Source organism: Castellaniella sp. GW247-6E4, from assembly GCF_040276065.1.
In the GTDB taxonomy this organism is placed as follows: Bacteria; Pseudomonadota; Gammaproteobacteria; order Burkholderiales; family Burkholderiaceae_B; genus Castellaniella.
In genome coordinates this window covers 52,423-76,296 of the sequence record NZ_JBELOI010000002.1, presented here as the reverse complement: position 1 = coordinate 76,296, position 23,874 = coordinate 52,423, and the positions used below count along the sequence as shown (strand labels likewise).

At 66.8% G+C, this 23,874-nt stretch carries 22 protein-coding genes; 14 read left to right on the top strand and 8 right to left on the bottom strand.

The window, feature by feature from the left end; all coding sequences use genetic code 11:
* Positions 1–31: 31 nt before the first annotated feature.
* The 6 genes from ABS761_RS03510 (at position 32) to ABS761_RS03485 (ending at position 4,322) form a co-directional block, all read left to right on the top strand.
* Positions 32–1,267, top strand: a complete 1,236-nt coding sequence (locus tag ABS761_RS03510) for an aconitase X (RefSeq protein WP_350406695.1) — start codon at positions 32–34, stop codon at positions 1,265–1,267.
* The gene (locus ABS761_RS03505; RefSeq protein ID WP_350406694.1) at positions 1,264–1,686 is read left to right on the top strand and encodes an aconitase X swivel domain-containing protein; all 423 of its coding nucleotides are present in this window, start codon (positions 1,264–1,266) and stop codon (positions 1,684–1,686) included. Before ABS761_RS03510 ends, ABS761_RS03505 begins: the two co-directional genes overlap by 4 nt.
* 112 nt (positions 1,687–1,798) lie before the next feature.
* Complete coding sequence (locus tag ABS761_RS03500) at positions 1,799–2,794, top strand: TRAP transporter substrate-binding protein (RefSeq protein ID WP_350406693.1); 996 nt, start codon at positions 1,799–1,801, stop codon at positions 2,792–2,794.
* A gap of 84 nt (positions 2,795–2,878) precedes the next feature.
* The gene (locus tag ABS761_RS03495; RefSeq protein ID WP_350406692.1) at positions 2,879–3,238 is read left to right on the top strand and encodes a YidH family protein; all 360 of its coding nucleotides are present in this window, start codon (positions 2,879–2,881) and stop codon (positions 3,236–3,238) included.
* Positions 3,235–3,549, top strand: a complete 315-nt coding sequence (locus ABS761_RS03490) for a DUF202 domain-containing protein (RefSeq protein ID WP_350406691.1) — start codon at positions 3,235–3,237, stop codon at positions 3,547–3,549. Before ABS761_RS03495 ends, ABS761_RS03490 begins: the two co-directional genes overlap by 4 nt.
* An 11-nt stretch (positions 3,550–3,560) precedes the next feature.
* The gene (locus ABS761_RS03485; protein WP_350406690.1) at positions 3,561–4,322 is read left to right on the top strand and encodes a sulfite exporter TauE/SafE family protein; all 762 of its coding nucleotides are present in this window, start codon (positions 3,561–3,563) and stop codon (positions 4,320–4,322) included.
* 31 nt (positions 4,323–4,353) lie between these two features.
* Here ABS761_RS03485 and ABS761_RS03480 read toward each other — a convergent pair whose 3' ends face one another.
* From ABS761_RS03480 to xdhA, 5 genes are read right to left on the bottom strand one after another with little or no spacing between them, the layout of a single operon-like run.
* Positions 4,354–5,838 (bottom strand): AMP nucleosidase, encoded by a 1,485-nt coding sequence (locus ABS761_RS03480; protein ID WP_350406689.1) that lies wholly within the window; start codon positions 5,836–5,838, stop codon positions 4,354–4,356.
* 41 nt (positions 5,839–5,879) lie between these two features.
* Positions 5,880–7,205, bottom strand: a complete 1,326-nt coding sequence (gene guaD / locus ABS761_RS03475) for a guanine deaminase (RefSeq protein WP_350406688.1) — start codon at positions 7,203–7,205, stop codon at positions 5,880–5,882.
* A 36-nt stretch (positions 7,206–7,241) separates the two neighbouring features.
* Positions 7,242–8,243 (bottom strand): xanthine dehydrogenase accessory protein XdhC, encoded by a 1,002-nt coding sequence (gene xdhC, locus ABS761_RS03470; RefSeq protein ID WP_502881383.1) that lies wholly within the window; start codon positions 8,241–8,243, stop codon positions 7,242–7,244.
* The gene (gene xdhB, locus ABS761_RS03465; protein ID WP_350406686.1) at positions 8,243–10,618 is read right to left on the bottom strand and encodes a xanthine dehydrogenase molybdopterin binding subunit; all 2,376 of its coding nucleotides are present in this window, start codon (positions 10,616–10,618) and stop codon (positions 8,243–8,245) included. The genes xdhC and xdhB overlap by 1 nt, the downstream gene beginning before the upstream one ends.
* A gap of 11 nt (positions 10,619–10,629) precedes the next feature.
* Positions 10,630–12,117, bottom strand: coding sequence for a xanthine dehydrogenase small subunit (xdhA, locus tag ABS761_RS03460; protein WP_350406685.1), 1,488 nt, complete (start codon positions 12,115–12,117; stop codon positions 10,630–10,632).
* A gap of 150 nt (positions 12,118–12,267) precedes the next feature.
* Between xdhA and ABS761_RS03455 the strand changes: the two genes are divergently transcribed.
* Positions 12,268–13,203: a LysR family transcriptional regulator gene (locus ABS761_RS03455; RefSeq protein WP_350406684.1), complete on the top strand. Its 936-nt coding sequence runs from the start codon at positions 12,268–12,270 to the stop codon at positions 13,201–13,203.
* On the opposite strand, the gene ABS761_RS03450 is transcribed toward ABS761_RS03455, so the two are convergent.
* On the bottom strand, positions 13,200–14,135 hold the full coding sequence (locus tag ABS761_RS03450; protein WP_350406683.1) for a LysR substrate-binding domain-containing protein: 936 nt from the start codon (positions 14,133–14,135) through the stop codon (positions 13,200–13,202). The two genes, ABS761_RS03455 and ABS761_RS03450, sit on opposite strands and share 4 nt — an antisense overlap.
* Before the next feature lie 134 nt (positions 14,136–14,269).
* Between ABS761_RS03450 and uraD the strand changes: the two genes are divergently transcribed.
* Both uraD and ABS761_RS03440 read left to right on the top strand, forming a co-directional pair.
* Entirely contained in the window at positions 14,270–14,800 is a 531-nt protein-coding gene (uraD, locus tag ABS761_RS03445) for a 2-oxo-4-hydroxy-4-carboxy-5-ureidoimidazoline decarboxylase (RefSeq protein ID WP_350406682.1), read from the top strand.
* A gap of 27 nt (positions 14,801–14,827) precedes the next feature.
* The gene (locus ABS761_RS03440; RefSeq protein ID WP_350406681.1) at positions 14,828–15,331 is read left to right on the top strand and encodes an ureidoglycolate lyase; all 504 of its coding nucleotides are present in this window, start codon (positions 14,828–14,830) and stop codon (positions 15,329–15,331) included.
* Positions 15,332–15,368: 37 nt separating this feature from the next.
* Here the strand turns inward: ABS761_RS03440 and ABS761_RS03435 are convergent, their stop codons facing one another.
* Both ABS761_RS03435 and ABS761_RS03430 read right to left on the bottom strand, forming a co-directional pair.
* Positions 15,369–16,349, bottom strand: a complete 981-nt coding sequence (locus ABS761_RS03435; protein WP_350406680.1) for a DMT family transporter — start codon at positions 16,347–16,349, stop codon at positions 15,369–15,371.
* On the bottom strand, positions 16,346–17,263 hold the full coding sequence (locus ABS761_RS03430; protein ID WP_350406679.1) for a LysR family transcriptional regulator: 918 nt from the start codon (positions 17,261–17,263) through the stop codon (positions 16,346–16,348). Before ABS761_RS03430 ends, ABS761_RS03435 begins: the two co-directional genes overlap by 4 nt.
* A 232-nt stretch (positions 17,264–17,495) precedes the next feature.
* Between ABS761_RS03430 and gcl the strand changes: the two genes are divergently transcribed.
* The 5 genes from gcl to pyk all read left to right on the top strand — a co-directional run bounded on the left by gcl (position 17,496) and on the right by pyk (position 23,871).
* Positions 17,496–19,277 (top strand): glyoxylate carboligase, encoded by a 1,782-nt coding sequence (gcl, locus tag ABS761_RS03425; protein WP_350406678.1) that lies wholly within the window; start codon positions 17,496–17,498, stop codon positions 19,275–19,277.
* Between the two features lie 35 nt (positions 19,278–19,312).
* Positions 19,313–20,092: a hydroxypyruvate isomerase gene (gene hyi, locus ABS761_RS03420; protein WP_350406677.1), complete on the top strand. Its 780-nt coding sequence runs from the start codon at positions 19,313–19,315 to the stop codon at positions 20,090–20,092.
* A 57-nt stretch (positions 20,093–20,149) separates the two neighbouring features.
* Positions 20,150–21,034, top strand: coding sequence for a 2-hydroxy-3-oxopropionate reductase (locus tag ABS761_RS03415; protein ID WP_350406676.1), 885 nt, complete (start codon positions 20,150–20,152; stop codon positions 21,032–21,034).
* A 55-nt stretch (positions 21,035–21,089) separates the two neighbouring features.
* Positions 21,090–22,352: a glycerate kinase type-2 family protein gene (locus ABS761_RS03410; RefSeq protein WP_350406675.1), complete on the top strand. Its 1,263-nt coding sequence runs from the start codon at positions 21,090–21,092 to the stop codon at positions 22,350–22,352.
* Positions 22,353–22,446: 94 nt separating this feature from the next.
* Positions 22,447–23,871, top strand: a complete 1,425-nt coding sequence (gene pyk, locus ABS761_RS03405; RefSeq protein ID WP_350406674.1) for a pyruvate kinase — start codon at positions 22,447–22,449, stop codon at positions 23,869–23,871.
* Positions 23,872–23,874 lie beyond the last annotated feature (3 nt).

The following is a 23,874-nucleotide window of genomic DNA, read 5'->3' as shown; positions in this document are numbered from 1 at the left end:
AAACCCACCTGTATTTTGAGGAAACAGTCCAATGAGGTTAACCGAAGAAGAGAAAGCCATGGCCGCCGGCGAGATCGGCAAGCCAATACAGTGGGCCATGGAGCACATGATCCAGGTCGGCCGCCAGTTCGATGCGCAGGACCTCGTGACCGTATCCCAGGCGCACATGATGGGGGATCCGGAATCCCTGGGGCCGGCGGGCGTCGATTTCCTGGAGGACCTAGTCTCGAAAGGCGGCAAGGTCTGCATCCCGATGATCACCGATCCGCGCGGCGTGGACCTCTCTTACTACAAAGAACTCGGACAGACCGAGGAAATGGCCAGCCTCGAGCGCCGCCTGATCGCCGCGTGCCGGGCCCTGGGCATCCTGATGACCAATACCTGCATCAACTACCAGACGATATCGGCGCCCGTGCTGCGCGACCACGTCGCCTTCGGGGATACGGGGGTCGTGATCTACAGCAACAGCGTGCTCGGTGCCCGGTCCAATTTCGAGGGCGGGCCCTCCGCTCTGGCCTCGGGGCTGACCGGCCGCACCCCGCGCTATGGGCTCCACCTGGACGCCAAGCGCCAGGGGACCATGCGCTTCACCATCAAGAACCAGCCCGAAAACTTGACCGACTGGGGCATTCTCGGCGGCATCGTCGGGCGTCTGGCCGGATCGTACTGGCAGGTCCCCGTCATCGAAGGGGTCGAAAATACCCCGTCTTCGGACGACATGAAGCATTTCGGGGCGGCCATGGCAAGCTACGGATCGGTGCCCCTGTTCCACATCGTGGGCGTCACCCCCGAGGCGCCGAACCTGGCCGCCGTCTTCAGCGGCACGCCGCCCGCGGCGCGGGCCATCGTCGACGAGGACTACCGCAGCTTCAAAGCGGTCTTCGACGCCCGCGGCAGCAAGGTGGATGTCGTGGTCTTTGCCGCCCCCCAGCTCTCGCTGATCGAGATGTCCACGCTCGCCCAATTATTGGACGACCGCCGCATCCACTCCAAGACGGCCATGATCGTCTGCACCTCGCCCAGCGTCGCGGCCGATTGCGATCGCATGGGCCTGACCCAGCGCATCGAGGACTCGGGCGCCAAGGTCCTGCGGGGGACCTGCTTCTATCAGCAATTCGCCCGCGAAATGGGCGAGGCGAACGGCTGGCGCAGGCTGCTCAGCAATTCCACAAAAATCGTGAACATCATCAGCGGGTATGGTTACCAGCCGTCATTGGCGAGCATGGAGCAATGCGTCGAATCCGCCATCAAAGGAGAGATAGTGTGAGCAAGATCCTCAAATGCCACGTCGGCATCGGCCAAAAGGTCCGCGGACGCGCGATGGTGGCGTCGGACAATTTTTCGGCGCGCTACGATCTCGACCGGATCAAGGGGGTGTTCTCGCGCCCGGCGCACAAACTTTATGGCCAATCCTACGTGGACCGCATCCTGGTGCTGAACACCGCCAAGGGGGGCGTGGCCTCGGCGTGGATGCTCCACGAGATGAAGTCGCGCGACATGGCGCCATTGGCCATATTGTTCAACCAGACCAACACGATCCTGGCGCAAGGCGCCGCACTGGCCGGCATCAGCCTGTGCGATGGCTTCGAGGCCGGGGACATCACCCAAATCATCCACAACGACGACGAGCTGTCCGTGGATCCAGAGGCCGGAGTCGTGGAAATTCTCAGCCCAGGCACCGACTGAAAAGGCCGCCCGTGCCCATAAGGCTCGATGCTTCCACAAGCCACCCTCGCAGAGGGCGGCGACCCGGAATCTCGGCCCGCGGGCACGGAGACATACACTTAGGAGACAACGCATGATTTCCAGTTTCAAGAAATGGGCCATCCTGCCATTGCTCGCCGGCATGGCGCTCTCGACTTCGGTGCACGCCGAACGTCTATCGATCTCGACCTGGGGCAGCCCGCTGCATCCGCAAGTCAAGGTCTTCATCCCCGCCTTCACCGAAGCCCTGAAAGAAAACAGCAAAGACGCCTTCCGGCTGCGCGTCTTTCAGGGCGGCGAGATGGTCAAGCAGGAATTCGTCGCCACGGCGATTCCCCAGGGCACGGTCGATATTTCTCTGACGACGCTGGACACCTGGTCCGGGCGCGTGTCCGACGTCTCCATCCTGACCTCGCCGCTTTGGAACAAGTCCATGCAATGGACACAAAGCCACCTGCTGCCCGGCCAGCCGATATTTGAATACTTCAACGAAAAATTCAAGGAACAGGGCGCCGTCATACTGGCCATGTTCGATATCGGCCCGGCGGTGGTGGCCTCGCGCGACCCCATCGCCCTGCCCAAGGACATCAAGGGCCACTCGATCCGGGTGTATTCCCGGGGCGCGGGATTGATCATCCAGGAGCTGGGCGGCTCCCCCGTCACGATGGGCGTCGGCGACGTATACTCTGCTTTGCAGAGAGGCACCATAGACGGCGCGATGGGCGGCCTGGGGGGCGCGGTGGGCCTGAAGTACTACGAGGTCGCCAAGTACATGCTGGCCCAGAACGGCGTCATCGGCTCTCTCGTCCACGCGTATGTCATGAACAAGGACAAGTATGACAAGCTCAGTCCCGAGTTGCGCAAGGCCCTGGAGGACGCGGTGGCGAGCGCCCGAGGCACCATGCAGCAGGCCTTGATCGACACCTACGCGAAACAGGTCGACGAGGTGCGCCAAGCCGGCAACGTCGTCACCGAGTTGACGCCGGGAACACCGGACTGGAAGATCTGGGAAGCGGCGCTGCAAAACCTCAGCACCTCGGCTCGCCAGAGCTACCCGAGCCAACTGGTCGAGCTGGTGAGCGCCAACTGATCTTCAAGGGGCCGCGGGGCGCTCGCCGCGTGCGCCGCCCCGCAACCACCCGCCAGACGGGATACGACTCGAGGGAATAATCGGATGGCCTGGTTCGACGAAGGAAAGGATCCCGACTACCGGTTTTCCCTGGCCAACGAAAGGACTTTCCTGGCCTGGATCAGGACCGCCCTGGCCATACTGGCAGGGGCGGTGATCCTGTATCAGTTTTCGGCTTCTCTGGAGACCGCGCTGGTCCTGCCGGCCCTGAAGGTGCTGACGGGGGCGCTCGCCATCCTGGCGGCCGTCATCGGCGCGGGCGCCTTCTTTCGCTGGCGCGCCAACGAGCTGGCGATGCGCCTCGAGCAGTCCCTGCCGCGTTCATCGCTCATCGTCTGGTTGGCCATCACGATCGTCGTGCTGAGTATCGGGTCCGCCCTGTGGATGCTCGGCCTGCACCCATGATGCGCAGCCCGGGGCTCCAGCCCGAGCGCACGGCGGTCGCCTGGGTGCGCACCTGCGCCGCGCTCATCGTCAATGCGCTGGTGCTCGCCCGCGCCGGCCTTGGCACGCACGGCGCACACTCCAACATCGTCTTGCTCGCCGTCAGCGCGGTCCTGTGCGCAGGCGCGCTCTTGCTGTTCCTGCTGTCATCCAGGCGGCAGGTCATCCTGGCTCGGCGCTTTACGCCCGCGCGGCTCGAAATCGGCATTGTCTCCGTCCTCACGATCATCGTCGGAGCCAGCGCCACATACGCGATTCTCTGCGGGACCTGAGCGGGACGACCATGGACTCCTGGGCCGTGGGGGCAGCCACAACGTTATGGATATACGCCGGCCTGTGCGTGGTGACCTGCCTGGCCGGGACCATGCGCGGATTCGCCGGCTTTGGCTCCGGCCTGCTGATGGCGCCGGTCTTCAGCCTGGCGATGCCGCCTGCGGACGTGGTGGTCCTGATACTGGCGCTCAACCTCGCAACGACCTTCCAATTGATGCGGGAAGCCCTGAGGCTGGTGCAATGGCCGCTGGTGCTGCGCCTGTTCATCCCCTCGCTGGCCGGCATTCCGATCGGGCTTGGCCTGATCCACCTCCTGGATCCCCCACTGATACGGAAAATGATCGCGGTGCTGGTCGCCCTCATCTCGATCGCCCTGCTGAGCGGCTGGTATTACGACGCGCGGCGCGGCAGGCTGTCGGACTCGGTCACCGGCCTGCTCAGCGGCGCCCTGACGTCGCTGGCCGGCATCGGCGGGCCGCCGGTGATCCTTTATCTGCTGTCGGACCGGCAGCAATCGCCCAGGGCCGCCCGGGCGACCTGCCTGGTGTTTTTCTTTCTGGCACAGATCGCGATCATCGTGCCCCTGGCGATCGGCGGATCGATCGGCGCCCGGCAGGGTTCAACCATGCTGGCCCTGTTGCCGGCCTACATCCTCGGCAACTGGATCGGCCTGCGCGCGCACCTCTGGTCCGCGGGCCGCTTCCAGCGCCTGGGCCACCGCGCCTCCCTGATCATCTTGCTGATGACGAGCGCCGCCTCGTTTTTCGTATAGACGCCGAGCATCCCGGAGCGCCCGTGCCCCGCTACTTGAACGCCGTCTCGATAAAGCTGCGCAGCTTGCGCGAATGCAGGCGCTCGGGCGGCATCTCGCGCAGGCGCTCGAGCGCCCGTATACCGATGTGCAGGTGCTGATTGACCTGCGTCCGATAAAAGGCGCTGGCCATTCCGGGCAGCTTCAGCTCGCCGTGCAGCGGCTTGTCGGACACGCACAACAGCGTGCCGTAGGGCACGCGAAACCGAAAGCCGTTCGCCGCGATGGTGGCGGATTCCATGTCCATGGCGATCGCCCGCGACTGCGACAGGCGCTGGACGGGTTCCTGCTGGTCGCGCAGCTCCCAGTTGCGGTTATCGATGGTGGCGACCGTGCCGGTGCGCATGATTCTCTTGAGCTCCCAGCCCGTGAGGCCGGCCACCTCGGCCACGGCCTGCTCAAGCGCCACCTGCACCTCGGCCAGCGGCGGCACGGGCACCCACAACGGCAGATCATCGTCCAGCACGTGATCCTGGCGCACGTAGCCGTGGGCCAGCACATAGTCGCCCAGGCGCTGGGTGGTGCGCAGGCCCGCGCAATGGCCCAGCATCAGCCAGGCCGAGGGCCGCAGCACCGCGACGTGGTCGGTGATGGTCTTGGCATTGGAGGGCCCCACGCCGATGTTGATCAGCGTGATGCCGGAATGACCCTCGCGCTTGAGGTGATAGGACGGCATCTGCGGCGTCCGCTCGAGCGGCACGGCGGGCTCGTCCACAGTCTCGCGGGTGACGATACGATCGCCCGGCTCGACCAGCTCGGTATAGCCGCCTTCGCCACGGGCCAGGGTGTCGCGTGCCCACTTGACGAATTCCTCGACATAGAACTGATAGTTGGTGAACAGCACAAAATCCTGGAAATGCTGCGGCGCCGTCGCCGTATAGTGCTGCAGGCGATACAGGGAATAATCGATGCGCGGCGCGGTGAACGGGCCCAGCGGGCGCGGCTGGCCCGGCCGCCCCTGCCAGGTGCCGTTGACGATCGCATCGTCGGTGACGACCAAGTCGGGCACGTCGAAATGATCACGCAGGGTATGGCCGGGCGCTTCCATGTACTCGCCCTCGACGTATTCGTCCTCGGGAAAGGCGAAATGCAATGGAATGGGCATATCGGATTCACCGATCTCGACAGGCACCCCGTGGTTGCGGACCAGCAGGCGAACCTGCTCGCGCAAATAGTCACGAAACAGCGCCGGCTGCGTCACCGTGGTCATGTAGACACCAGGTTCCACCAAATGGCCGTACGACAGGCGGCTGTCGACCTCCTGATAGGAATTCACCCGGATGCGGATCGCCGGATAGCAGGCGCGCACCCGCTGCCCCTCAGGCAGGCGGCCCGCGCTGTAGTCGCGAAAGGCCTCCCGGATAAAGGCCGTGTTGCGCGTATAGATGGCCAGCAACTGCTCGACCGCGGCGTCCGCCCGGTCAAAGCTCGCAAACGGAATCAACGGCGGCATCGAGGTCGGTCGCGGGGTGCTCATAAAATCGCTCAGATCATTCATACACCCATTATCGCAGAGGCTTATGACCTTCTGTTGACTGCGCGGCCCGCCGCATAAGTGGCGGCGACGCTGCGGTCGTCGCCCAGCATGGCCAGGGCAAAGAGCCGCTCCTCGAGAGTCTGCGCGCGCGCACTGCGCCGCGCCAGCAGCGGCGTCGCGGCTGGATCCAGCACCACGAAATCCGCTTCGGCGCCCGGTGCCAGCGTACCGATGCGTCCCGCCAGGCCCAAGCCACGCGCCGCCCCCTGGGTCGCCATCCAGAACATGCGCCGGGCGCTGAGGTGATGGCCCGACAGGCGGGCGATCTTGTGCGCTTCGCTCATTGTCCGCAGCATGGAAAAGGATGTGCCGCCACCCACGTCGGTCGCCAGGGCCGTGGGCATGCCGCAGGCCCGGGCGGCGGCGAAATCGAACAGGCCGCTGCCAAGGAACAGATTGGAGGTCGGGCAATGCGCCGCGAGCGCGCCGGCATCGCGCATGCGCCGACGATCGTCGTCGTCCAGCCACACGCAATGCCCGTAGACCGAACGCGGGCGCAATAGACCGTACTGGTCATAGATATCGAGATAGCTGCGATACCCGGGAAAGAGCTCGGCCGCCCACTTGACCTCGTCCTTGTTCTCGGACACGTGGCTCTGGACGAACACATCGGGATATTGCCGCGCAAGCTCGCCGCACAAACCGAGCTGCTCGGGCGTGGACGTGGGCGCGAACCGGGGCGTCAGGGCATACATCTGCCGCCCCGTGCCGTGCCAGCGCCGCAGCAAGTCCTCGCTGTCGCGCGCGCCCGACTCGGCGGTATCGCGCAGGAACTCAGGACAGTTGCGATCCATCATCACTTTGCCCGCGACCATGCGCAGATTGCGCGCATGACTTTCCTCGAAGAACGACTGCGCCGACTGCGGATGCACGGTGCAATACACCAACGCCGTGGTGGTGCCCACGCGCAGCAACTCATCCAGGAAGAAGCGCGCCACCTCGGCGGCGTGCTCCGGGTCCCCGAAGCGGCGCTCGGTCGGAAAGGTATAGGTTTCGAGCCAGGGCAACAGGCCGGACGCGGGCGAGGCGATCATGTCGGTCTGCGGATAGTGAATGTGCGTATCGATGAAGCCGGGCACGATCAGGCGGTTGCGCCAGTCGATCACCGGCGTGTCCGGAGCCAGTGTCGGCGCCAGGCGCGAGTACTCGCCGCAGTCACGCACGTGCCCATCGGCCACCACCAGCAGACCGTCCTCGATCCACACACAGGCCTCGTCCTCGGCCTCGACATCATCGCGAAAATACAGCAGTTGGGCGCGAAAGGCGCTGGCGGAGCCGTCGTCGGCGCCTTGTCGGGGCTTGCTCATCCACTACTCCAGGTTGGGCGCACGGCGGGCGCGGGCTCACATAATAGGCGAGGCGGCGCGCTGCGCCACCTCGGCGCGAACGCGCAGGATCTGGGCCGCCACGGCAACGGCGATCACCGCCGGCTGCTTGCCGTCGATGCCGGGCTCACCGATGGGACAGACGATGCGTTGGTAGCGCGCCTCGGAAATGCCGCGCGCCTGGAAGCGATGCTCGAACTTGCGGCGTTTCGTCAAGGATCCGATCAACCCGAAGTACGCAATGTCGTCGCGGCGCAGGAGTTGCTCGCACAGACGCTGGTCCAGCGCATGATCGTGCGTCATGATCAGGTAGCAGCTCTGGGGCGGCGCCTCGTCGATCACCGCCTCGGGCGTGTCCGTGGCCTCGATGCGGACATTGGCGGGCAGGAGGTCTGGAAACAGATCCTCGCGCTCGTCCACCCAAGTGACCCGGCAGGGCAGCGTACCCAGGATATGCACCAGGGCGCGACCCACATGACCCGCGCCGAACAGGACCACGTTCAAGGGCGCCGGCGCGATCACCTCGGCGAACAAGGGCCGGCCGTGCCCGTCCTGGGCCAGCAGTTTGGCGGGCAAGGCGGCGCCGGGCTCCAGCGGCGCATCCCGCAGGCGCACCCACGGTTGCGTCTCGCCGCCACCCAGCCCCACCTCGCGCACAGCGGCACAGTCCGCGCGCAGGCGCTCGCGCAGATCGCTCAGCCAGCCCTGATCGGCCGCGCCGAGGCGCTCGAACAGCAGGTGGACCATACCGCCGCAGCATTGGCCCAGCGACGGGCCCAGGGGCAGGCGCTCGATCCAGCGATCGGGTACGTGCGTGGCATGCAGGCGCTTGCGCGCCACGTCGATGGCAACCCATTCCAGGTGGCCGCCACCGATGGTGAACCACTGCTGACGATCGGACACCAGCATCTTGGCGCCCGCCTCTCGCGGCGTCGACCCCTGGGCCCAGGCCACGGTGACGAGCACCAGCGCCTGCCCGCGCTCGAGGCTCCAGAGGGCCTGGTCGATCCAGTCATGCATCATGTCCCGCCGCGTTTCCGCAGCTCCTCGATGGCGTGGAGGATGGCCTCCGGGGTCGCGGGCGCGTTGAGCGCCGGCTCGCCGCGGCCATCGCCCACCGCCGCCACCGCCTCGCGGATGGCGTTGTAGGCGCTGAATCCCAGCAACAGCGGCGGCTCGCCCACCGCCTTGGAGCGATGCACGGTCTCTTTGAGGTTGCCGGCCTTGAAAAGTTTGACCCGGAAGTCGCGTGGACAGTCGCTGATCGCGGGGATCTTGTAGGTGGACGGCGCGTGCGTCATGAGGCGGCCCTGCGCGTCCCACCAGAGTTCCTCGGTGGTCAGCCAGCCCACGCCCTGGATGAAGCCGCCCTCGACCTGGCCCAGATCGATGGCCGGATTGATCGAGGCGCCGACATCATGCAGCAGGTCGGCGCGCAGCAGCCGCCATTCGCCGGTCAAGGTATCGACCACCACCTCGGACACCGCCGCGCCATAGGCGTAGTAATAAAAGGGGCGCCCGTGCATGGTCGCCTTGTCCCAGACGATGCCCGGCGTCTTGTAGAAACCGTCGGACCACAGCTGCACGCGGTCCCAATAGGCCTGGTCGACCAGTTCGGCAAAGGCGATGGTGGCACCGTTGGCGTTGACCTGGCGGTAGGCGAAGGCGACCTCCTCGGGTTTGCCGCCGTACTTGCGCGCCGCGAAATCCGCCAGCCGCGCGCGCAGCCGCAGGGCCGCGTCCTCGGCGGCCTTGCCGTTGAGGTCGGTGCCCGTCGAGGCCGCAGTAGCCGAGGTGTTGGCGACCTTGGCGGTATCCGTCGCAGTCACGCGCACGCACTCGAGATCCAGGCCGAGGGTGTTGGCGACCACCTGCGCGACCTTGGTGTTCAGGCCCTGGCCCATCTCGGTGCCGCCATGATTCACCAGCACGGATCCGTCGCGATAGATATGCACCAGCGCACCCGCCTGGTTGAAGGCCGGGACATTGAACGAAATGCCGAATTTGACGGGCGTGAGCGCGATGCCTTTCTTGAGGACGGGGCTCGTGGCATTGAAGGCCCGCACGGCCTCGCGCCGGGCCCGATAGTCGCTGCTGGCCTCGAGCTCGCCGACCAGTGGCTCGAGCAGATTGCCCTCGACGACCTGCCCGTAGGGGGTCACATCGCGCGTCCCGACGCCATAGAAATTCAGCCGCCGCACGTCCAAGGGATCCTTGCCCAATTGGCGGCTGATGCGGTCAATGATGACCTCCATCACGAGCGCACCCTGCGGGCCGCCAAACCCCCGGAACGCCGTATTCGACTGGGTATGGGTCTTGCCGCACATGGCGCGCAGATCGACATCGGGGACGTAGTAGGCATTGTCGAAGTGGCAGATCGCGCGGCTGGCGACCGCCTCGGACAAATCCGCCGAAAACCCCGAATTCAAGGTCATGTCGAGCGTGACGCCGAGAATGCGACCCTCGTCGTCGAAACCCACGTCGTACTCGTAATAAAAGCCATGGCGCTTGCCGGTGATCATGAAATCATCGTCGCGATCGACGCGCAGCTTCACCGGACGGCGCAGGAGGTGCGCACAGATCGACGCCAGGCAGGCGAACAGCGCCGATTGGGATTCCTTGCCGCCGAATCCGCCGCCCATGCGCCGGCATTCGATCTGGATCTGATGGGCCTGCCAGCCCAGGGCATGGCCGACCACGGTCTGCATCTCGGTGGGGTGCTGGGTCGAGCACCAGACCAGCATGCCCTGACCCTCGCGCGGGACGGCATAGGAAATCTGGCCCTCGAGGTAGAACTGCTCCTGGCCCTTGCACTCGAAGGTGTCGCGAATGCGGTGGGGCGCCGTCGCCAGGGCTTTTTCAGGATCACCATTGTATAGCCTGAGGTCTGGCAGGACCCGGGCACCCTCCGCCTTGGCTTCGCGCGGCGTCAGAATCGCGGGCAGCTCCTCGTACTCAATCCCGCCCAGGCGCGCGGCGCGGCGCGCGGCATCCACCGTGCTCGCAACCACCACGAATAGCGGCTGGCCGATGTACTGCACCAGGCCATCGGCCAACAGGGGATCGTCGTGGATCACCGGGCCGCAGTTGTTCGCGCCAGGAAGGTCGCGCGCGGTGTAGACGGCGATCACTCCCGGCGCGCGGCGCACCGCCTCGAGGTCCATCGACACGACTCGGGCGTGCGCCTTGGCCGACAGGCCCAGGGCCGCGTAGACCGTGCCGCGCAGCTCGGGGATGTCGTCGGTGTAGACCGCCTCGCCACTGACATGCAAGGCGGCGGACTCGTGGGGGCTGGATGCGCCCGCCGCGGGCTCGCCCGGACGCGGGCGCGGGATCTGGTGATTGCCGATAGCCAGGCGTTCGAGAGCGCCGGGCGCATTGATACGCATGTTCATCGCGAACCTCCTCAGGCGGTCCCGGCCAGTACGGCCGTATTGACCTGATGCGCCGCCAGGGGCGCCCCAGGGGCCGTTTCCAAATAAAAACGGTACAGCAGATTGCGCGCGGCGGTCATCCGATAGCCGCTGCTCGCGCGCATGTCGGTGAGCGGCTGGAAGTCCCGCGCCAGGGCATCCATGGCGGCGCGCACGGGCGTCTCGTCCCAGGGCCGCCCCAGCAGCGCGTCCTCGGCCGCGCGCGCCCGGCTGGGGGTCGCGGCCACGCCGCCATAGCCCATGCGCACCGCCGCAACCGCGCCGCGCTCATCGAGCGTCACCGCGAACGCGGCGCATACCGCCGAGATATCCTGATCGAAGCGCTTGGACAGCTTGTAGACCCGGAACCGGCGCCCGGACACCCGCACCGGGACGCGCACACCCTGGACGAACTCGCCGGGCTCCGAGGCGTTCTTTTGATAGGCCAGGTAATAGTCCTCGAGCGGCAGCTCGCGCACCCGCGCACCACGACGCAGCACGATCCGCGCGCCCAGTGCGATCAGCGGCGGCATCGAATCGCCGATCGGCGAGCCATTGGCCAGGTTGCCGCCCAGGGTCCCCGCATTGCGGATCGGATACGAGGCAAAGCGCTGGCGAAATTCCGCGAACTCGGGCAGACGTGCCACCAGGGCATCGTACGCATCGTTCAGCAGCGCGCCGGCGCCGATCAGGAGATCATCGCCTTCCTCGTGGATGTCGCGCAGCGCCTGCACCTGGCCGACGTAGATCAGGTGGGACAGGTCGCGGAACTGCTTGGTCACCCACAAGCCCACGTCCGTGCTGCCCGCGAGGATGTGCGCCTCTGGATACTCCAGGCGCAGGGCCGCCAATTGCTCGAGCGTGCGCGGCGCATGGAACACGTGGCCGTCGCGCTCATAGGCGAACGTCTCGTCGCGCCGCAGGGCCTCGAGCGTCCGCGCGAGCCCCTCGCGATCGAAGGGCGCGTGAGGATAATCCTCGCCCATCCGGACGGCGGCCTGCACAATCGGCTGATAGCCGGTGCAGCGGCACAGATTGCCCGACAGGACGTCGTCGATCTCGTCGCGCGAGGGCGCGGGATCGCCGGGCTCGTGCGTCAGATACATGCCCCACAGCGACATGACGAAGCCCGGTGTGCAGAACCCGCACTGCGATCCATGACAATCGACCATGGCTTGCTGGACGGGATGCAGGCTGCCATCGGCCAGGCGCAGGTCCTCGACGGTGAACAGCGCCTTGCCGTCGAGAGTGGGCAAGAACTGGATACAGGCGTTCACCGCGCGCAGCGCGACGCCGCCCCTGTCGTCGGACTCGGCCACCACCACGGTGCAGGCGCCGCAGTCGCCTTCGGCACACCCCTCCTTGGTCCCCACGCACCCCAGGTCTTCGCGCAAATACTGCAGCACGGTGCGGGTCGTGGGCTGGTCGGCCACCTCGCGCAGCTCGCCTCGGTAATGAAACCGGATCGCCTGTGTCTCCATATCGGCACCTTTCTAGTGTCTAGACTTGTCCCGTCTCAAGATAACATCGTACCGGCCGCGGACCATTCCCGCGGGATGATGAACACTATCAGCCCCCGGGCATCCGCCCGGCGGGATGGACGCCGCCACCGGCGGCGGGAATAATGAGCCATGCAAAGACATCGCGAACCCCTGGACGCCCATCTGCTGCGCATCCTGCAGATTCTGCTGACCGAGCAAAGTGTGTCGCGCGCGGCCATCAAGCTCGGTCTGTCGCAGCCCGCCCTGAGCAACTCGCTGCGCCGGCTGCGCGACATCACCGGCGACCCGATCCTGGTGCGCGGCAAGACCGGCATGGTGGCCACCGAGCGGGGTCTCGAGCTGCTGGCCCACGCCAACGACGCCCTGGCGGCGATCGACCGCATCAAGCAGCCGACGGGCGTGTTTTCCCCCGCCACCACCCTGCGAGAATTCCACCTGGGCGCCCCCGACTACCTGGACGCGATGTTCCTGCCGAACATCGCCGAAATCCTGCGCCGCGAAGCCCCCCATGCAAAGCTCATCGTACACCCGATCAACGCCGACTTCGACTACGTCGCCGCCCTCGAGAGCGGCGCCCTGGACGTGGTGATCGGCAACTGGCTCGAGCCCCCGCCGCACATGCACATGTCGCGCCTGTTCGACGACGAGGTGGTCTGCATGATCGGCAGCCAGAATCCCCTGGCCACGCGCGGCCTCACCCTCAAGCGATACCTCGAGATCCCCCACCTGGCGCCCTTTCCCTATGTCTCCCGGCGCCAGAGCTTCATCGACGGCCACCTGGCCACGCAGGGTCTGCGCCGCAATATCCAGATGACGATCCCGTACTTCGGGCAGGTCGCCGGCATGTTGTTGCGCACGGATCTGGTCTTTACCACCGGCCGGCAATTCGCGCAACACTACGCGCGCTATCTGCCGATCACCATCCTGCCCTCGCCCGTCGACTTTCCGCCGATGCGCTTCTACCTCTTGTGGCATCAGCGCAGCCATTCGGCATCCGAGGTCGTGTGGCTGCGCCGCTGTGTTTCCAGGGTGGCGACCATGCTGCAGGCCAGCCTCACGGGCTAGGCGGCCGGGTGGATGCTGCGGCCGCAATCGGTCAGCAGGCGACGCAACCATTGATGCGAAGGCGCATGATGATTACGCGCGTGCCAGAGCTGATAGAAGCGCATCGGCGGAAAATCGATCGGCGACTCGACGATCGCCAGGGACAGCAAGCCCGCGTAGTAGCGCGCGAAATGGCGTGTGGTGGTAAAGATCAGGTCAGTGCCGGGCAGCAGGTAAGGGGCCAGCATGAAGGACTGGGCCTCGACGACTTCCGTGCGGGTGACGCGCAGCGAGGTCAACACCGTGTCGATCATCCCGCGCTGGCTGATGGAATACGGCGTGGGCACCACGTGCATCGCCGCGCGAAAGTCCTCGAGGCTCATCGGGCGCCCGGCCAGCGGATGACCGGCGGACATCAGACAGACGATCTCGTCCTCGAGCAGCACCGAAAGATGCATGCGATCAGGCGGCTCGGGCCAGTTGCCGATCACCACATCCAGCCGGCCCTCGGCCAGGGACTGCTCGAAATCGAAATCCGGCCCCAGCGCGTGCAACACCAGGCGCGCATGCGGCGCCTCGCGGCGAAAGCGCGCCACCACCGTTGCGGCGAACACCGGCGCCAGGTAGTCGGGCGAACCGATCCGGAATACCTGCCGGCTGTGCTCCGGCGCAAAGGCCTCCTCGACCTCGAGCATGCTGTCGATCGCCCCGAGCGCCGCCTTGGCGTGCTCGAGGAGGGCCAGCGCCCGGCTGGTGGGCACCATGCCGCTCTTTTCGCGCACCAGCAGGGGGTCGTGAAAGACCGCTCGCAAATTCTTCAGCGCCACGCTGATGGCCGGCTGGGATTGATTGAGCTTGAGCGCCGTGCGCGACACGCTGCGCTCGGCCATCAGAATGCAGAATACCTTGAGCAGGTAGGTGTCGAGCGTCTCATTTCCGCGCCGTATCGACATAAGCCCTCCACGAGCCGTTCGGCGCGGACGCCGCCGCGCTCCCGCACGTCTCTTTGTTCAATGCGCGATAGCATATACCACTTATACACGGCAACCGTCTTCTTTTGGCTCACGCATCACCGTACACTCGCGCCATGACGATTTCCTCCACCCCCACCATGACGCTGGCCGAACTCTCCGGACTGCCACAGGCCGAATTCACACGCGAACTCGGCGCGATCTTCGAACATTCGCCCTGGATCCCGGAACGGGCTTGGGCGGCGCGCCCCTTTGCCACGGTCGACGAACTGCACCGGGCGATGCTGAACGTCATGCTGGCGGCCGATCCGGCCGAACAGCTCGCCCTGATCGCCGCCCACCCCGAACTCGCCGGCAAGGAGGCCGCCGCCGGCACCCTGACCACCGCCTCCACCAGCGAGCAGCGCGGCGCGGGCCTGGACCAGTGCAGTCCGGACGAACTGACCCGCCTGCGCAGCCTGAACGCCCGCTATCGCGAGCGTTTCGGCTTTCCCTTCGTCATTGCGGTCAAGGGACGCAGCCGCTATCAAATCATGGACGCGATCGAGGAACGGCTGCACAATGGGCGCGACGCCGAATTCGCGGCCTGTCTCGGCCAGATCGGCCAGATCGCCCGCTTTCGCCTGGACGCACTGCTTGCCGGCTGACGCCGGCGACCCCTACGGAGCCCCCTCATGACTGCCACCACTTCCATGCGGCTGATCGCCGAGCCCCTCACGCGCGAGGCCTTCGCTCCCTATGGCGACGTCATCCAAGCGGACGATGGCGCCCAGCACTTCACCATCAACGAGGGCAACACCGAGCGCTATCACGACCTGGCCCGCATCGAGCCGGGTGCCGATGGCCGGGCCATCGTGTCCATTTTCCGCGGGTTGCCACGCGCACTGCCATTCACCATCGCCATGATGGAGCGCCACCCCAAAGGCAGCCAGGCTTTCATCCCCCTGTCGGGCCGCCCCTACCTGGTCGTGGTGGCCCCGCCCGCATCCACCCCCACGGTCGCAGACCTGCGGGCCTTTCGCTGCGAGGGGCACCAGGGCGTGAACTATGCGCCGGGCACCTGGCACTACCCCCTGATGGCGCTGGGCGAGGTGTCCGACTTCCTCATCATCGACCGGGCGGGGCCGGGCGACAATTGCGACATCGTGTCGCTGGACGGCAACGCCGTGCTGGAATAACCGGCGATTCCCTTGGCGCGCGGCCGGGCGCGACTCGTCAGCGTCGCCTCACCGCCCGCATGCTGAGCAGCACGAGCGCCGCGCCGATGAGGACCATGCCCGAGAGCTCGAACACGCCAGGCCGCTCGCCGAGCTCCAGCCACCCCGACAACACACCCACCATGGGCACACCCAGGGACGCCATGCCGGCCATGCTTGCCGACAGGTTCTGCAAGGCGAACAACCACAGGACCCACGCCAGGCCGGTGGCCAACACCGCGTTGTAGGCGAGGGCGACATAAAAATACGGTGCCGGGTCGATGGGCTTTTCGGGCACGACCCAGGCGGCGGCGCACAAGGCTATGGCACCGAACACCATCTGCCAGGTCGTCAACTGCAGCACACCCATGTCGTAGTCGCGCTTGATCCACTTCGCCACGATGGTCGCCAACCCCCAGGACAGGCCCGCCCCGATCGCCAGGACCTCGCTGAGGTAGCTGCCGCGCATCCCCCAGGGCTCGAGGACCAGCACCAACCCGCCAACGGCCATCGCCAAAGCGAGCCACTGCAGGCCGCGGATGCGCTCGCCAAAGGCCACCCAGGCCAGCGGAATCACCCAGAACGGCATGGTGTAGACGAGGATCGACGTCTTGCCCACGCCGCCCTGCAGCAAGGCGGACTGCATCAGGACCGAGAATGCCCCGGTCTGCAGGATCCCCAGCAGCAGCACCCGCAGCCAACCGCGCAGGTCCATCGATTGCCGCATCGACTGCCGCATCGCCCATAGCATCAACAACAGCGTCACAACGCCCAGCACCGTGCGCAAGGCCGAAAAGCCGAACGGCCCGACGTAGGCCAGGGCCTTTTTCAGGACCACCCAGTTATAGCCCCAGATCAGGGCCATCACGGCCAGCGCGAGCAGGGCCAGGCGCTCATTGCGCCGGGCCCGGGCTTCGCGCCCTTGGGCCCGCGTGGGCGTGGCGCCCCGGCCCGCGCCCGCTGCGGCCGAACGTCGCACGTCCGACGATTTGTCTTTCAAGATGCTTTTCGTCCTTCCCAATAACCGGGCTGCTGGTAGTGTGCGCGCAGATCATCGATAAAGTACCGCACTTTGGCGGGCAAGTAGCGCTGCTGCGGATAGACGGCCTGGATATCGTAGGCAGGCAGCGCGAAGTCGTCGAGCACGGTCACCAGCTCGCCGCGCTTGAGCTCGCGCTGGATCTCCCAGGTGGATCGCCAGCCGATGCCCAGGCCCTGACGCACCCAATCGTACAGCAGTTCGCCATCGTTGCAGGCCAGGCAGCCCCTGACCCGCACGGCAAAAGGCCGGCCCTCGCGCACGAAGGTCCAGCCCCGGTGCTGACCACCCTGCAGGTTGAAGGCCAGGCAGTTGTGGCCCGCCAGATCCTCGGGCACCCGCGGCACGCCATACCGATTGAAATACTCAGGTGTCCCGCATACCACGCGGCGATTGGGGTACAAGCGCACGGCAACGTAATTCGGATCGGTCACCTCGCCGATCCGGATCGCCATGTCGTAGCCCTCGCGCACCAGGTCCACCACGCTGTCGGTGAAGTTGAACGATAAACGCAGATCGGGATAGCGCGCCTGGAAGGCCGCCGCATGCGGCGCGACATGCTGGCGCCCGAACGAGGCCGGCGCCGACACCACCAGATGGCCGGCCAGGGATCGGCGCCGGGCCGTGATGCTGGCATCGGCCGCGTCGAAGTCCTGGATGAGCTGCTGGCATTGCTCGAGGTAGCGCTCCCCCAGGTCCGTCAGCACGAGGCCGCGCGTGGACCGGTGCATCAGCTGCACGCCCAGCCGCCGCTCGAGCGCGGTCAGGCGCCGCCCCATGATCACCGGCGTCACCGACTCGGCCAGGGCGGCCGCTGCAAAGCTGCCTTTTTCAGCAATCAATACAAAACTGCGTATCTCGGTATAGCGACTCATGGCTGCCTCCCGCCTCGCGCGCCGGTGTGGATTCCGGACGTTCTCTTTGGAAACATTGATTATTCGCCAGCGATCATAGCGCCACCGCCATCTGCTGGTGTATCCCGGGAATCAATCCATCAAATACTTATAGTACCGATAGAAAGGAGAAAACCTGGGATTCCTGGGCATCGGGGTTTTCCTTATTCTGACAGCAACCTCGAACGTTCAACCGATCAAAGGAGCAGCAACCATGGCCCGTATGAGAGCAGTCGACGCCGCCGCCGCGGTCCTCTGGAAAGAAGGGATCACGACCCTGTTCGGCGTACCCGGCGCGGCCATCAATCCGCTGTATTCGGCGCTGCGCAAGCATGGCGGCTTCCAGCACATCCTGGCGCGCCACGTCGAAGGCGCCTCGCACATGGCCGAAGGCTATACCCGCGCCAAGCCGGGCAATATCGGAGTCTGCCTGGGCACCTCGGGCCCCGCCGGCACGGACATGATCACCGGCCTGTACTCGGCCTCGGGGGATTCGATTCCGATCCTGTGCATCACCGGCCAGGCCCCCCGCGCGCAACTCCACAAAGAGAGCTTCCAGGCGGTCGATATCGAGGCGATCGCCAAGCCGGTGACCAAGTGGGCCGTCATGGCGCGCGAGCCCGAGCTTGTGCCCCGCATCCTCCAGCAGGCGTTCCACGTCATGCGCTCGGGCCGCCCCGGCCCGGTGCTGGTGGACCTGCCCTTCGACGTGCAGATGGCCGAGATCGAGTTCGACCTGGAAACCTACGAGCCGCTGCCGGTCTACAGGCCGGCCGCGACCCCGGCACAGGCGGCCAAGGCCGTGGCCATGCTCAATACCGCCGAGCGCCCGGTACTGGTGGCCGGCGGCGGGATCTTCAGCGCGGATGCGGCCGACAAGCTGCAAACCTTCGCCGAGCTGACCGGCGTGCCTGTGATCCCGACGCTGATGGGTTGGGGCGTGATCCCCGACGATCACCCCTTGATGGCCGGCATGGCCGGACTGCAGACGGCACACCGCTACGGCAACGCCAGCCTGCTCGCCTCGGACTTCGTGATGGGGATCGGCAACCGCTGGGCGAACCGCCATACCGGCTCGACGCAGGTCTACACCGAAGGCCGCCGCTTCGTGCACATCGACGTGGACCCGACCCAGATCGGCAAGGTCTTCGGACCCGACTTCGGCATCGCCTCGGACGCCGGCGCGGCGCTGGACCTGATGATCGAGGAGGCCCGCAGGCTCGCGGCCGCGGGAACCCTGCGCGAGCGCGGCGCCTGGGCCGCGGAATGCCGGGCGCGCAAGGGCGAGACATCGATGCAGCGCAAAACGCACTTTGACGTCTCGCCGCTCAAGCCCCAACGCGTCTACGAGGAAATGAACAAGGCCTTCGGCCAGGACGTGCGCTACGTCACCACCATCGGCTTGTCGCAGATCGCGGCGGCCCAGTTCCTGCACGTCTACAAACCGCGCCATTGGATCAACGCCGGCCAGGCGGGCCCGCTGGGATGGACGGTGCCGGCCGCGCTGGGCGTGGTCGCCGCGGGCACCGGCGACGAGATCGTCGCGCTGTCGGGCGACTACGACTTCCAGTTCATGATCGAAGAGCTGGCCGTGGGCGCGCAATTCAAGCTGCCCTACATCCACATCGTGGTGAATAATGCATACCTGGGGCTGATCCGCCAATCGCAGCGCGGCTTCGACATGGACTACTGCGTCCAGCTATCCTTCGACAACATCAATGCGCCGGAAACCGACGGCTACGGCGTGGACCACGTCAAGGTCGCCGAAGGCCTGGGCTGCAAGGCGATCCGCGTCAAGCGCGTCGAGGACATCCAGCCGGCCATTGCGCAGGCCCGCGCGTGGATCGCGGAATTTTCCGTGCCGGTCGTGATCGAGTTCATCCTCGAACGCATCACGAACATCTCCATGGGCAACGAGATCAATGCGATCAACGAGTTCGAGGAGTTGGCCGCGCACGGAGCCGACGCCCCCACCGCCATGACCCTGCTGGATTGAATGATTTGACTGAACGAAAGACACTGGAGCCGCATATGCCGAAATTCGCCGCCAACCTGTCGATGCTCTTCACCGAGATCGATTTCCTCGACCGCTTCCAGGCCGCCGCCCAGGCCGGTTTCAAGGGCGTGGAATACCTGTTCCCCTACGCCTACGACAAGCGCGAGCTGGCCGCCCGCCTGCGGGACAACGGCCTGGTCCAGGTGCTGCACAACCTGCCTGCGGGCGACTGGGGCGGCGGCGAGCGCGGCATCGCCTGTCACCCGGGGCGCGGCAAGGCATTCCAGGAGGGCGTGGACCACGCCATCGAATACGCCACGGCGCTGGGCTGCCCCCAGGTCAACTGCCTGGCAGGCAAGGTTCCCGAGGGCGTGAGCGCCGAGCAGGCGCGCCAGACCTTCGTCGAGAACCTGCGCTACGCCGCGCCGCGCCTGGCCGACGCCGGCATCCGCCTGCTGATCGAACCCATCAACACCTATGACATCCCAGGATTTTTCCTCAACCGCACCGACCAGGCCCTGGCGATCCTCGACGAGGTGGGGTCGCCCAACCTGAAGGTGCAGTACGACATCTACCACGCCCAGCGCATGGAAGGCGAGCTGGCGTCCACCATCAGCCGCAACCTTGCGCGCATCGGCCACATCCAGTTGGCCGACAACCCCGGACGCAACGAGCCAGGCACCGGCGAGATCCACTACCCCTGGCTGTTGCGCCACATCGACCGCGCGGGCTATGAAGGCTGGATCGGCTGCGAATACAAACCCGCCGGCGCCACCCGGGACGGCCTGGGCTGGATCCAGGCCATGGGCGCCTGAAGACCGGGCCCCGATCACGCGACCCTCACCCTCGCAACTCTCACAGGAGCATTTCACATGGCCAAGATCGGCTTCATCGGACTGGGCATCATGGGCACCCCCATGGCCGCCAACCTCATCGGGGGCGGTCATGCCCTCACCGTCCACACCCGCCGCAAGGCGCCGCAAGGCCTGCTGGACGCGGGCGCCCGCGTCGCGGCGAGCGCCGCCGAGGTGGCCAAGGCCTCGGACATCATCATCGTGATGGTGCCCGATACGCCCGACGTCGAGGCCGTGCTGTTTCACGAGCACGGCGTCGCGGCCGGCCTGTCCAAAGGCAAGATCGTCGTCGACATGAGCTCGATCTCGCCGATGGCCACCAAGGAGTTCGCCGCCCGCATCAATGCGCTGGGCTGCGAATACCTGGACGCGCCGGTCTCGGGCGGCGAGGTGGGCGCCAAGGCCGCCAGCCTGACCATCATGGTCGGCGGCAGCCAGGCGGCCTTCGACACCGTCAAGCCGCTGTTCGATCTGATGGGCAAGAACGTGACCCTGGTCGGCGGCAACGGCGACGGCCAGACCACCAAGGTCGCCAACCAGATCATCGTGGCCCTCACGATCGAGGCCGTGGGCGAGGCCCTGCTGCTGGCATCCAAGGCGGGCGCGGATCCGGCCAAGGTCCGCCAGGCGCTGATGGGCGGCTTCGCCAGCTCGCGCATCCTCGAGGTCCATGGCGAGCGCATGATCAAGCGCAGTTTTGACCCGGGCTTCCGTATCGAGCTGCACCAAAAGGATCTGAACCTGGCGCTCTCGACCGCGCGCCAGCTCGGCCTGTCGCTGCCCAGCACCGCCGTCGCCCAGGAGCTGTTCAACGCCTGCGCGGCCCATGACGGCGCCGCCTGGGATCACTCGGGTATGGTCCGCGCGCTGGAAATCATGGCGAACTTCGAGATTGGACAGTAAGCTGTCCCCGGCGGGCATGCCCGCCAGGTATCCTCGAAACGGCCAGACGCACACCATGACCTCGACGCCCCGCGACCTCCTGACCCGCATGTTCACCGCCGCCGTGCAGGCGGCCCAGCCCGAGCACTGCATCGCTCGTTTCCTGCCCGCGCCACCCAAGGGCCGCACACTCGTCATCGGCGCCGGCAAGGCTTCGGCCGCCATGGCGCAAGCCCTCGAGCGCCACTGGCCCGGTCCCCTCGAGGGGCTGGTGGTCACGCGCTACGGCTACGCGGTGCCCTGCGAGCACATCGAGATCATCGAAGCGGCCCATCCGGTGCCCGACGAGGCGGGTTCGATCGCCGCGCTCCGGCTCCTCGAGCGGGTTGCCGGCCTATCGGCCGACGATCTGGTGATCTGCCTGATCTCGGGCGGCGGCTCGTCGTTATTGCCCATGCCCGCCGAGGGCGTCACCCTGCGGGACAAGCAGGACATCAACCGGGCGCTGCTGAAATCCGGCGCCACGATCTCCGAGATGAACTGCGTGCGTCGGCACCTCTCGGCCATCAAGGGCGGTCGCCTGGCCGCGGCCTGTGCCCCCGCGCGGGTGGTCAACCTGCTGATCTCGGACGTGCCCGGCGACCAGGCGGCCGACATCGCCTCGGGGCCGACCGTCGCCGATCCCAGCACCTGCGCCGACGCCCTGGACATCGTCCGGCGCTACGGCATCACCCTGCCCCCCGCCGCGCGGACCCTGCTGGAATCGGGCGCCGGGGAAACCATCAAGCCCGGCGATCCCCGCCTGGCCAAGGTCGACACACATTTCATCGCTACCCCACAGATGGCCCTCGAGGCCGCCGCCGCGGTCGCCCGCGACGCCGGTGTGGCCCCGGTGCTGCTGGGCGACCGCATCGAAGGCGAGGCACGCGACGTGGGCAAGGTCCTGGGCGGCATCGCCCTCCAGGTCCGCGATCACGACCAGCCGGTGCCCGCGCCCTGCGTCCTGCTGTCGGGCGGCGAAACCACGGTCACCGTGCGTGGCCAGGGGCGCGGCGGCCGCAATGTCGAATTCCTGCTGTCCCTGGCCATCACCCTGGATGGCGCCCGGGACGTCCATGCGTTGGCGGGCGACACCGACGGTGTCGACGGCGTCGAGGAAATCGCCGGTGCCCTGATTGAACCCGACTCCCTGGCGCGCGCCTGGGCGCTGGGCATGCCGCCGCGCGCCCACTTGGACGACAACGACGGACATGGATTCTTCGAGCAGCTCGGCGACTCGCTGGTCACCGGGCCCACCCTGACGAACGTGAACGATTTCCGGGCCATCCTGGTCCTTTGACAAGCGCACTGTCGCCCACAGGAGACTTTCCGATGAAGACGCTTCGAGTCCCGCCCATTAGAGACGCACGGCACACGACCAGCAGGGCGCGGGCATGAGCGGGCCGCGCCGCGCCCGCATCCTGGCGACACTCGGCCCGGCCAGTTCCTCGCCCGAGCGGATCCGCGCCCTGGCCCAGGCCGGCGCCGACGTCTTCCGCCTGAACTTCAGCCACGGCAGCCATGAGGATCACGCCGCCCGCCACCGGGCGATCCGCGAGCTCGAGCAGGCGCTCGGCCGCCCGATCGGCATCCTCATGGACCTGCAAGGGCCAAAGCTGCGCATCGGCCGCATCGACGGCGGCAAGACCACCCTGCAGGCCGGCCAGCCCTTTCGCCTGGACTTGAACCCGGAGCAGGGCGGCCCCGATCGCGCCAACCTGCCGCACCCCGAAATCTTCGCCGCCCTGGAAACGGGCACCGACTTGCTGCTGGACGACGGCAAGCTGCGCCTGCGCGTCGAGCGCCACGGCCCGGACTTCGCCGAAACCACCGTGCTGGTGGGCGGCCCGCTCTCGGATCGCAAGGGCGTCAACGTGCCCGGCGTCATTTTGCCGATCTCACCCCTGACGCCCAAAGACCGCGACGACCTGGCCTTCGGCCTGTCGCTGGGCGTGGACTGGGTCGCCCTGTCGTTCGTGCAGCGACCCGAGGACATCGCCGAGGCGCGCGCCCTCATCGGCGATCAGGCCTGGATCATGGCCAAGCTCGAAAAACCCGCGGCCATCGAGCACCTGGACGCCATCATCGAGCAGGCCGATGGCCTCATGGTCGCGCGCGGGGATCTCGGCGTGGAGCTGCCCGCCCAGCGGGTCCCGATTCTGCAGCAGCGCATCGTGCGGCACGCGCGCGCCGCCGGCAAGCCCGTGGTGGTCGCCACCCAGATGCTGGAATCCATGACCAGCGCGCCGGTGCCCACCCGCGCCGAGGCCTCGGACGTCGCCACCGCGATCTACAGCGGGGCCGACGCGGTGATGCTGTCCGCCGAATCGGCATCGGGGCAATATCCGGTCGAGGCTGTCACCATCATGGAGCACATCATCCACGAGGTCGAGCAGGACCCGTCCTGGCGCGCCGGCCTGGACGCCAGCCACAGTCCCGCCCGGCCCAACACGCCCGACGCCATCTGCCGCGCCCTGCGGCAGGTGGCCGAGCTGCTGGCCCCGGCCGCGACCGTCGCCTACACGACCTCGGGTTTCAGCGCGCTGCGCGCCAGCCGTGAACGTCCATCCACGCCGATTCTGGCCCTGACTCCGGCCGTGGGCACCGCCCGCCGTCTCGCCTTGGCCTGGGGTGTGCACCCCATGCACTTTCCGGAGCAGCTCGCCGAACCCAGCGAAATGATCGCCCGCGCGACGGCGGCCGTGCGGCAATCCGGACTCGCGGCGGCCAAGGACACGATCATCGTGATCGCCGGTCTGCCGTTCGGGCACAGCGGCAGCACGAACCTGCTGCACATCGCGCAGGTGCCGGACGCTTGATTC

What these genes read in the sequence shown, in the direction of transcription:
- ABS761_RS03510 (WP_350406695.1), top strand. Translation starts at nt 32, where the DNA reads ATGAGGTTAACCGAAGAAGAGAAAGCCATGGCCGCCGGCGAGATCGGC.
- ABS761_RS03500 (WP_350406693.1), top strand. Translation starts at nt 1,799, where the DNA reads ATGATTTCCAGTTTCAAGAAATGGGCCATCCTGCCATTGCTCGCCGGC.
- ABS761_RS03495 (WP_350406692.1), top strand. Translation starts at nt 2,879, where the DNA reads ATGGCCTGGTTCGACGAAGGAAAGGATCCCGACTACCGGTTTTCCCTG.
- ABS761_RS03490 (WP_350406691.1), top strand. Translation starts at nt 3,235, where the DNA reads ATGATGCGCAGCCCGGGGCTCCAGCCCGAGCGCACGGCGGTCGCCTGG.
- ABS761_RS03485 (WP_350406690.1), top strand. Translation starts at nt 3,561, where the DNA reads ATGGACTCCTGGGCCGTGGGGGCAGCCACAACGTTATGGATATACGCC.
- ABS761_RS03480 (WP_350406689.1), bottom strand. Translation starts at nt 5,838, where the DNA reads ATGAGCACCCCGCGACCGACCTCGATGCCGCCGTTGATTCCGTTTGCG.
- guaD (WP_350406688.1), bottom strand. Translation starts at nt 7,205, where the DNA reads ATGAGCAAGCCCCGACAAGGCGCCGACGACGGCTCCGCCAGCGCCTTT.
- xdhC (WP_502881383.1), bottom strand. Translation starts at nt 8,243, where the DNA reads ATGCATGACTGGATCGACCAGGCCCTCTGGAGCCTCGAGCGCGGGCAG.
- xdhB (WP_350406686.1), bottom strand. Translation starts at nt 10,618, where the DNA reads ATGAACATGCGTATCAATGCGCCCGGCGCTCTCGAACGCCTGGCTATC.
- xdhA (WP_350406685.1), bottom strand. Translation starts at nt 12,117, where the DNA reads ATGGAGACACAGGCGATCCGGTTTCATTACCGAGGCGAGCTGCGCGAG.
- ABS761_RS03455 (WP_350406684.1), top strand. Translation starts at nt 12,268, where the DNA reads ATGCAAAGACATCGCGAACCCCTGGACGCCCATCTGCTGCGCATCCTG.
- ABS761_RS03450 (WP_350406683.1), bottom strand. Translation starts at nt 14,135, where the DNA reads ATGTCGATACGGCGCGGAAATGAGACGCTCGACACCTACCTGCTCAAG.
- uraD (WP_350406682.1), top strand. Translation starts at nt 14,270, where the DNA reads ATGACGATTTCCTCCACCCCCACCATGACGCTGGCCGAACTCTCCGGA.
- ABS761_RS03440 (WP_350406681.1), top strand. Translation starts at nt 14,828, where the DNA reads ATGACTGCCACCACTTCCATGCGGCTGATCGCCGAGCCCCTCACGCGC.
- ABS761_RS03430 (WP_350406679.1), bottom strand. Translation starts at nt 17,263, where the DNA reads ATGAGTCGCTATACCGAGATACGCAGTTTTGTATTGATTGCTGAAAAA.
- gcl (WP_350406678.1), top strand. Translation starts at nt 17,496, where the DNA reads ATGGCCCGTATGAGAGCAGTCGACGCCGCCGCCGCGGTCCTCTGGAAA.
- hyi (WP_350406677.1), top strand. Translation starts at nt 19,313, where the DNA reads ATGCCGAAATTCGCCGCCAACCTGTCGATGCTCTTCACCGAGATCGAT.
- ABS761_RS03415 (WP_350406676.1), top strand. Translation starts at nt 20,150, where the DNA reads ATGGCCAAGATCGGCTTCATCGGACTGGGCATCATGGGCACCCCCATG.
- ABS761_RS03410 (WP_350406675.1), top strand. Translation starts at nt 21,090, where the DNA reads ATGACCTCGACGCCCCGCGACCTCCTGACCCGCATGTTCACCGCCGCC.
- pyk (WP_350406674.1), top strand. Translation starts at nt 22,447, where the DNA reads ATGAGCGGGCCGCGCCGCGCCCGCATCCTGGCGACACTCGGCCCGGCC.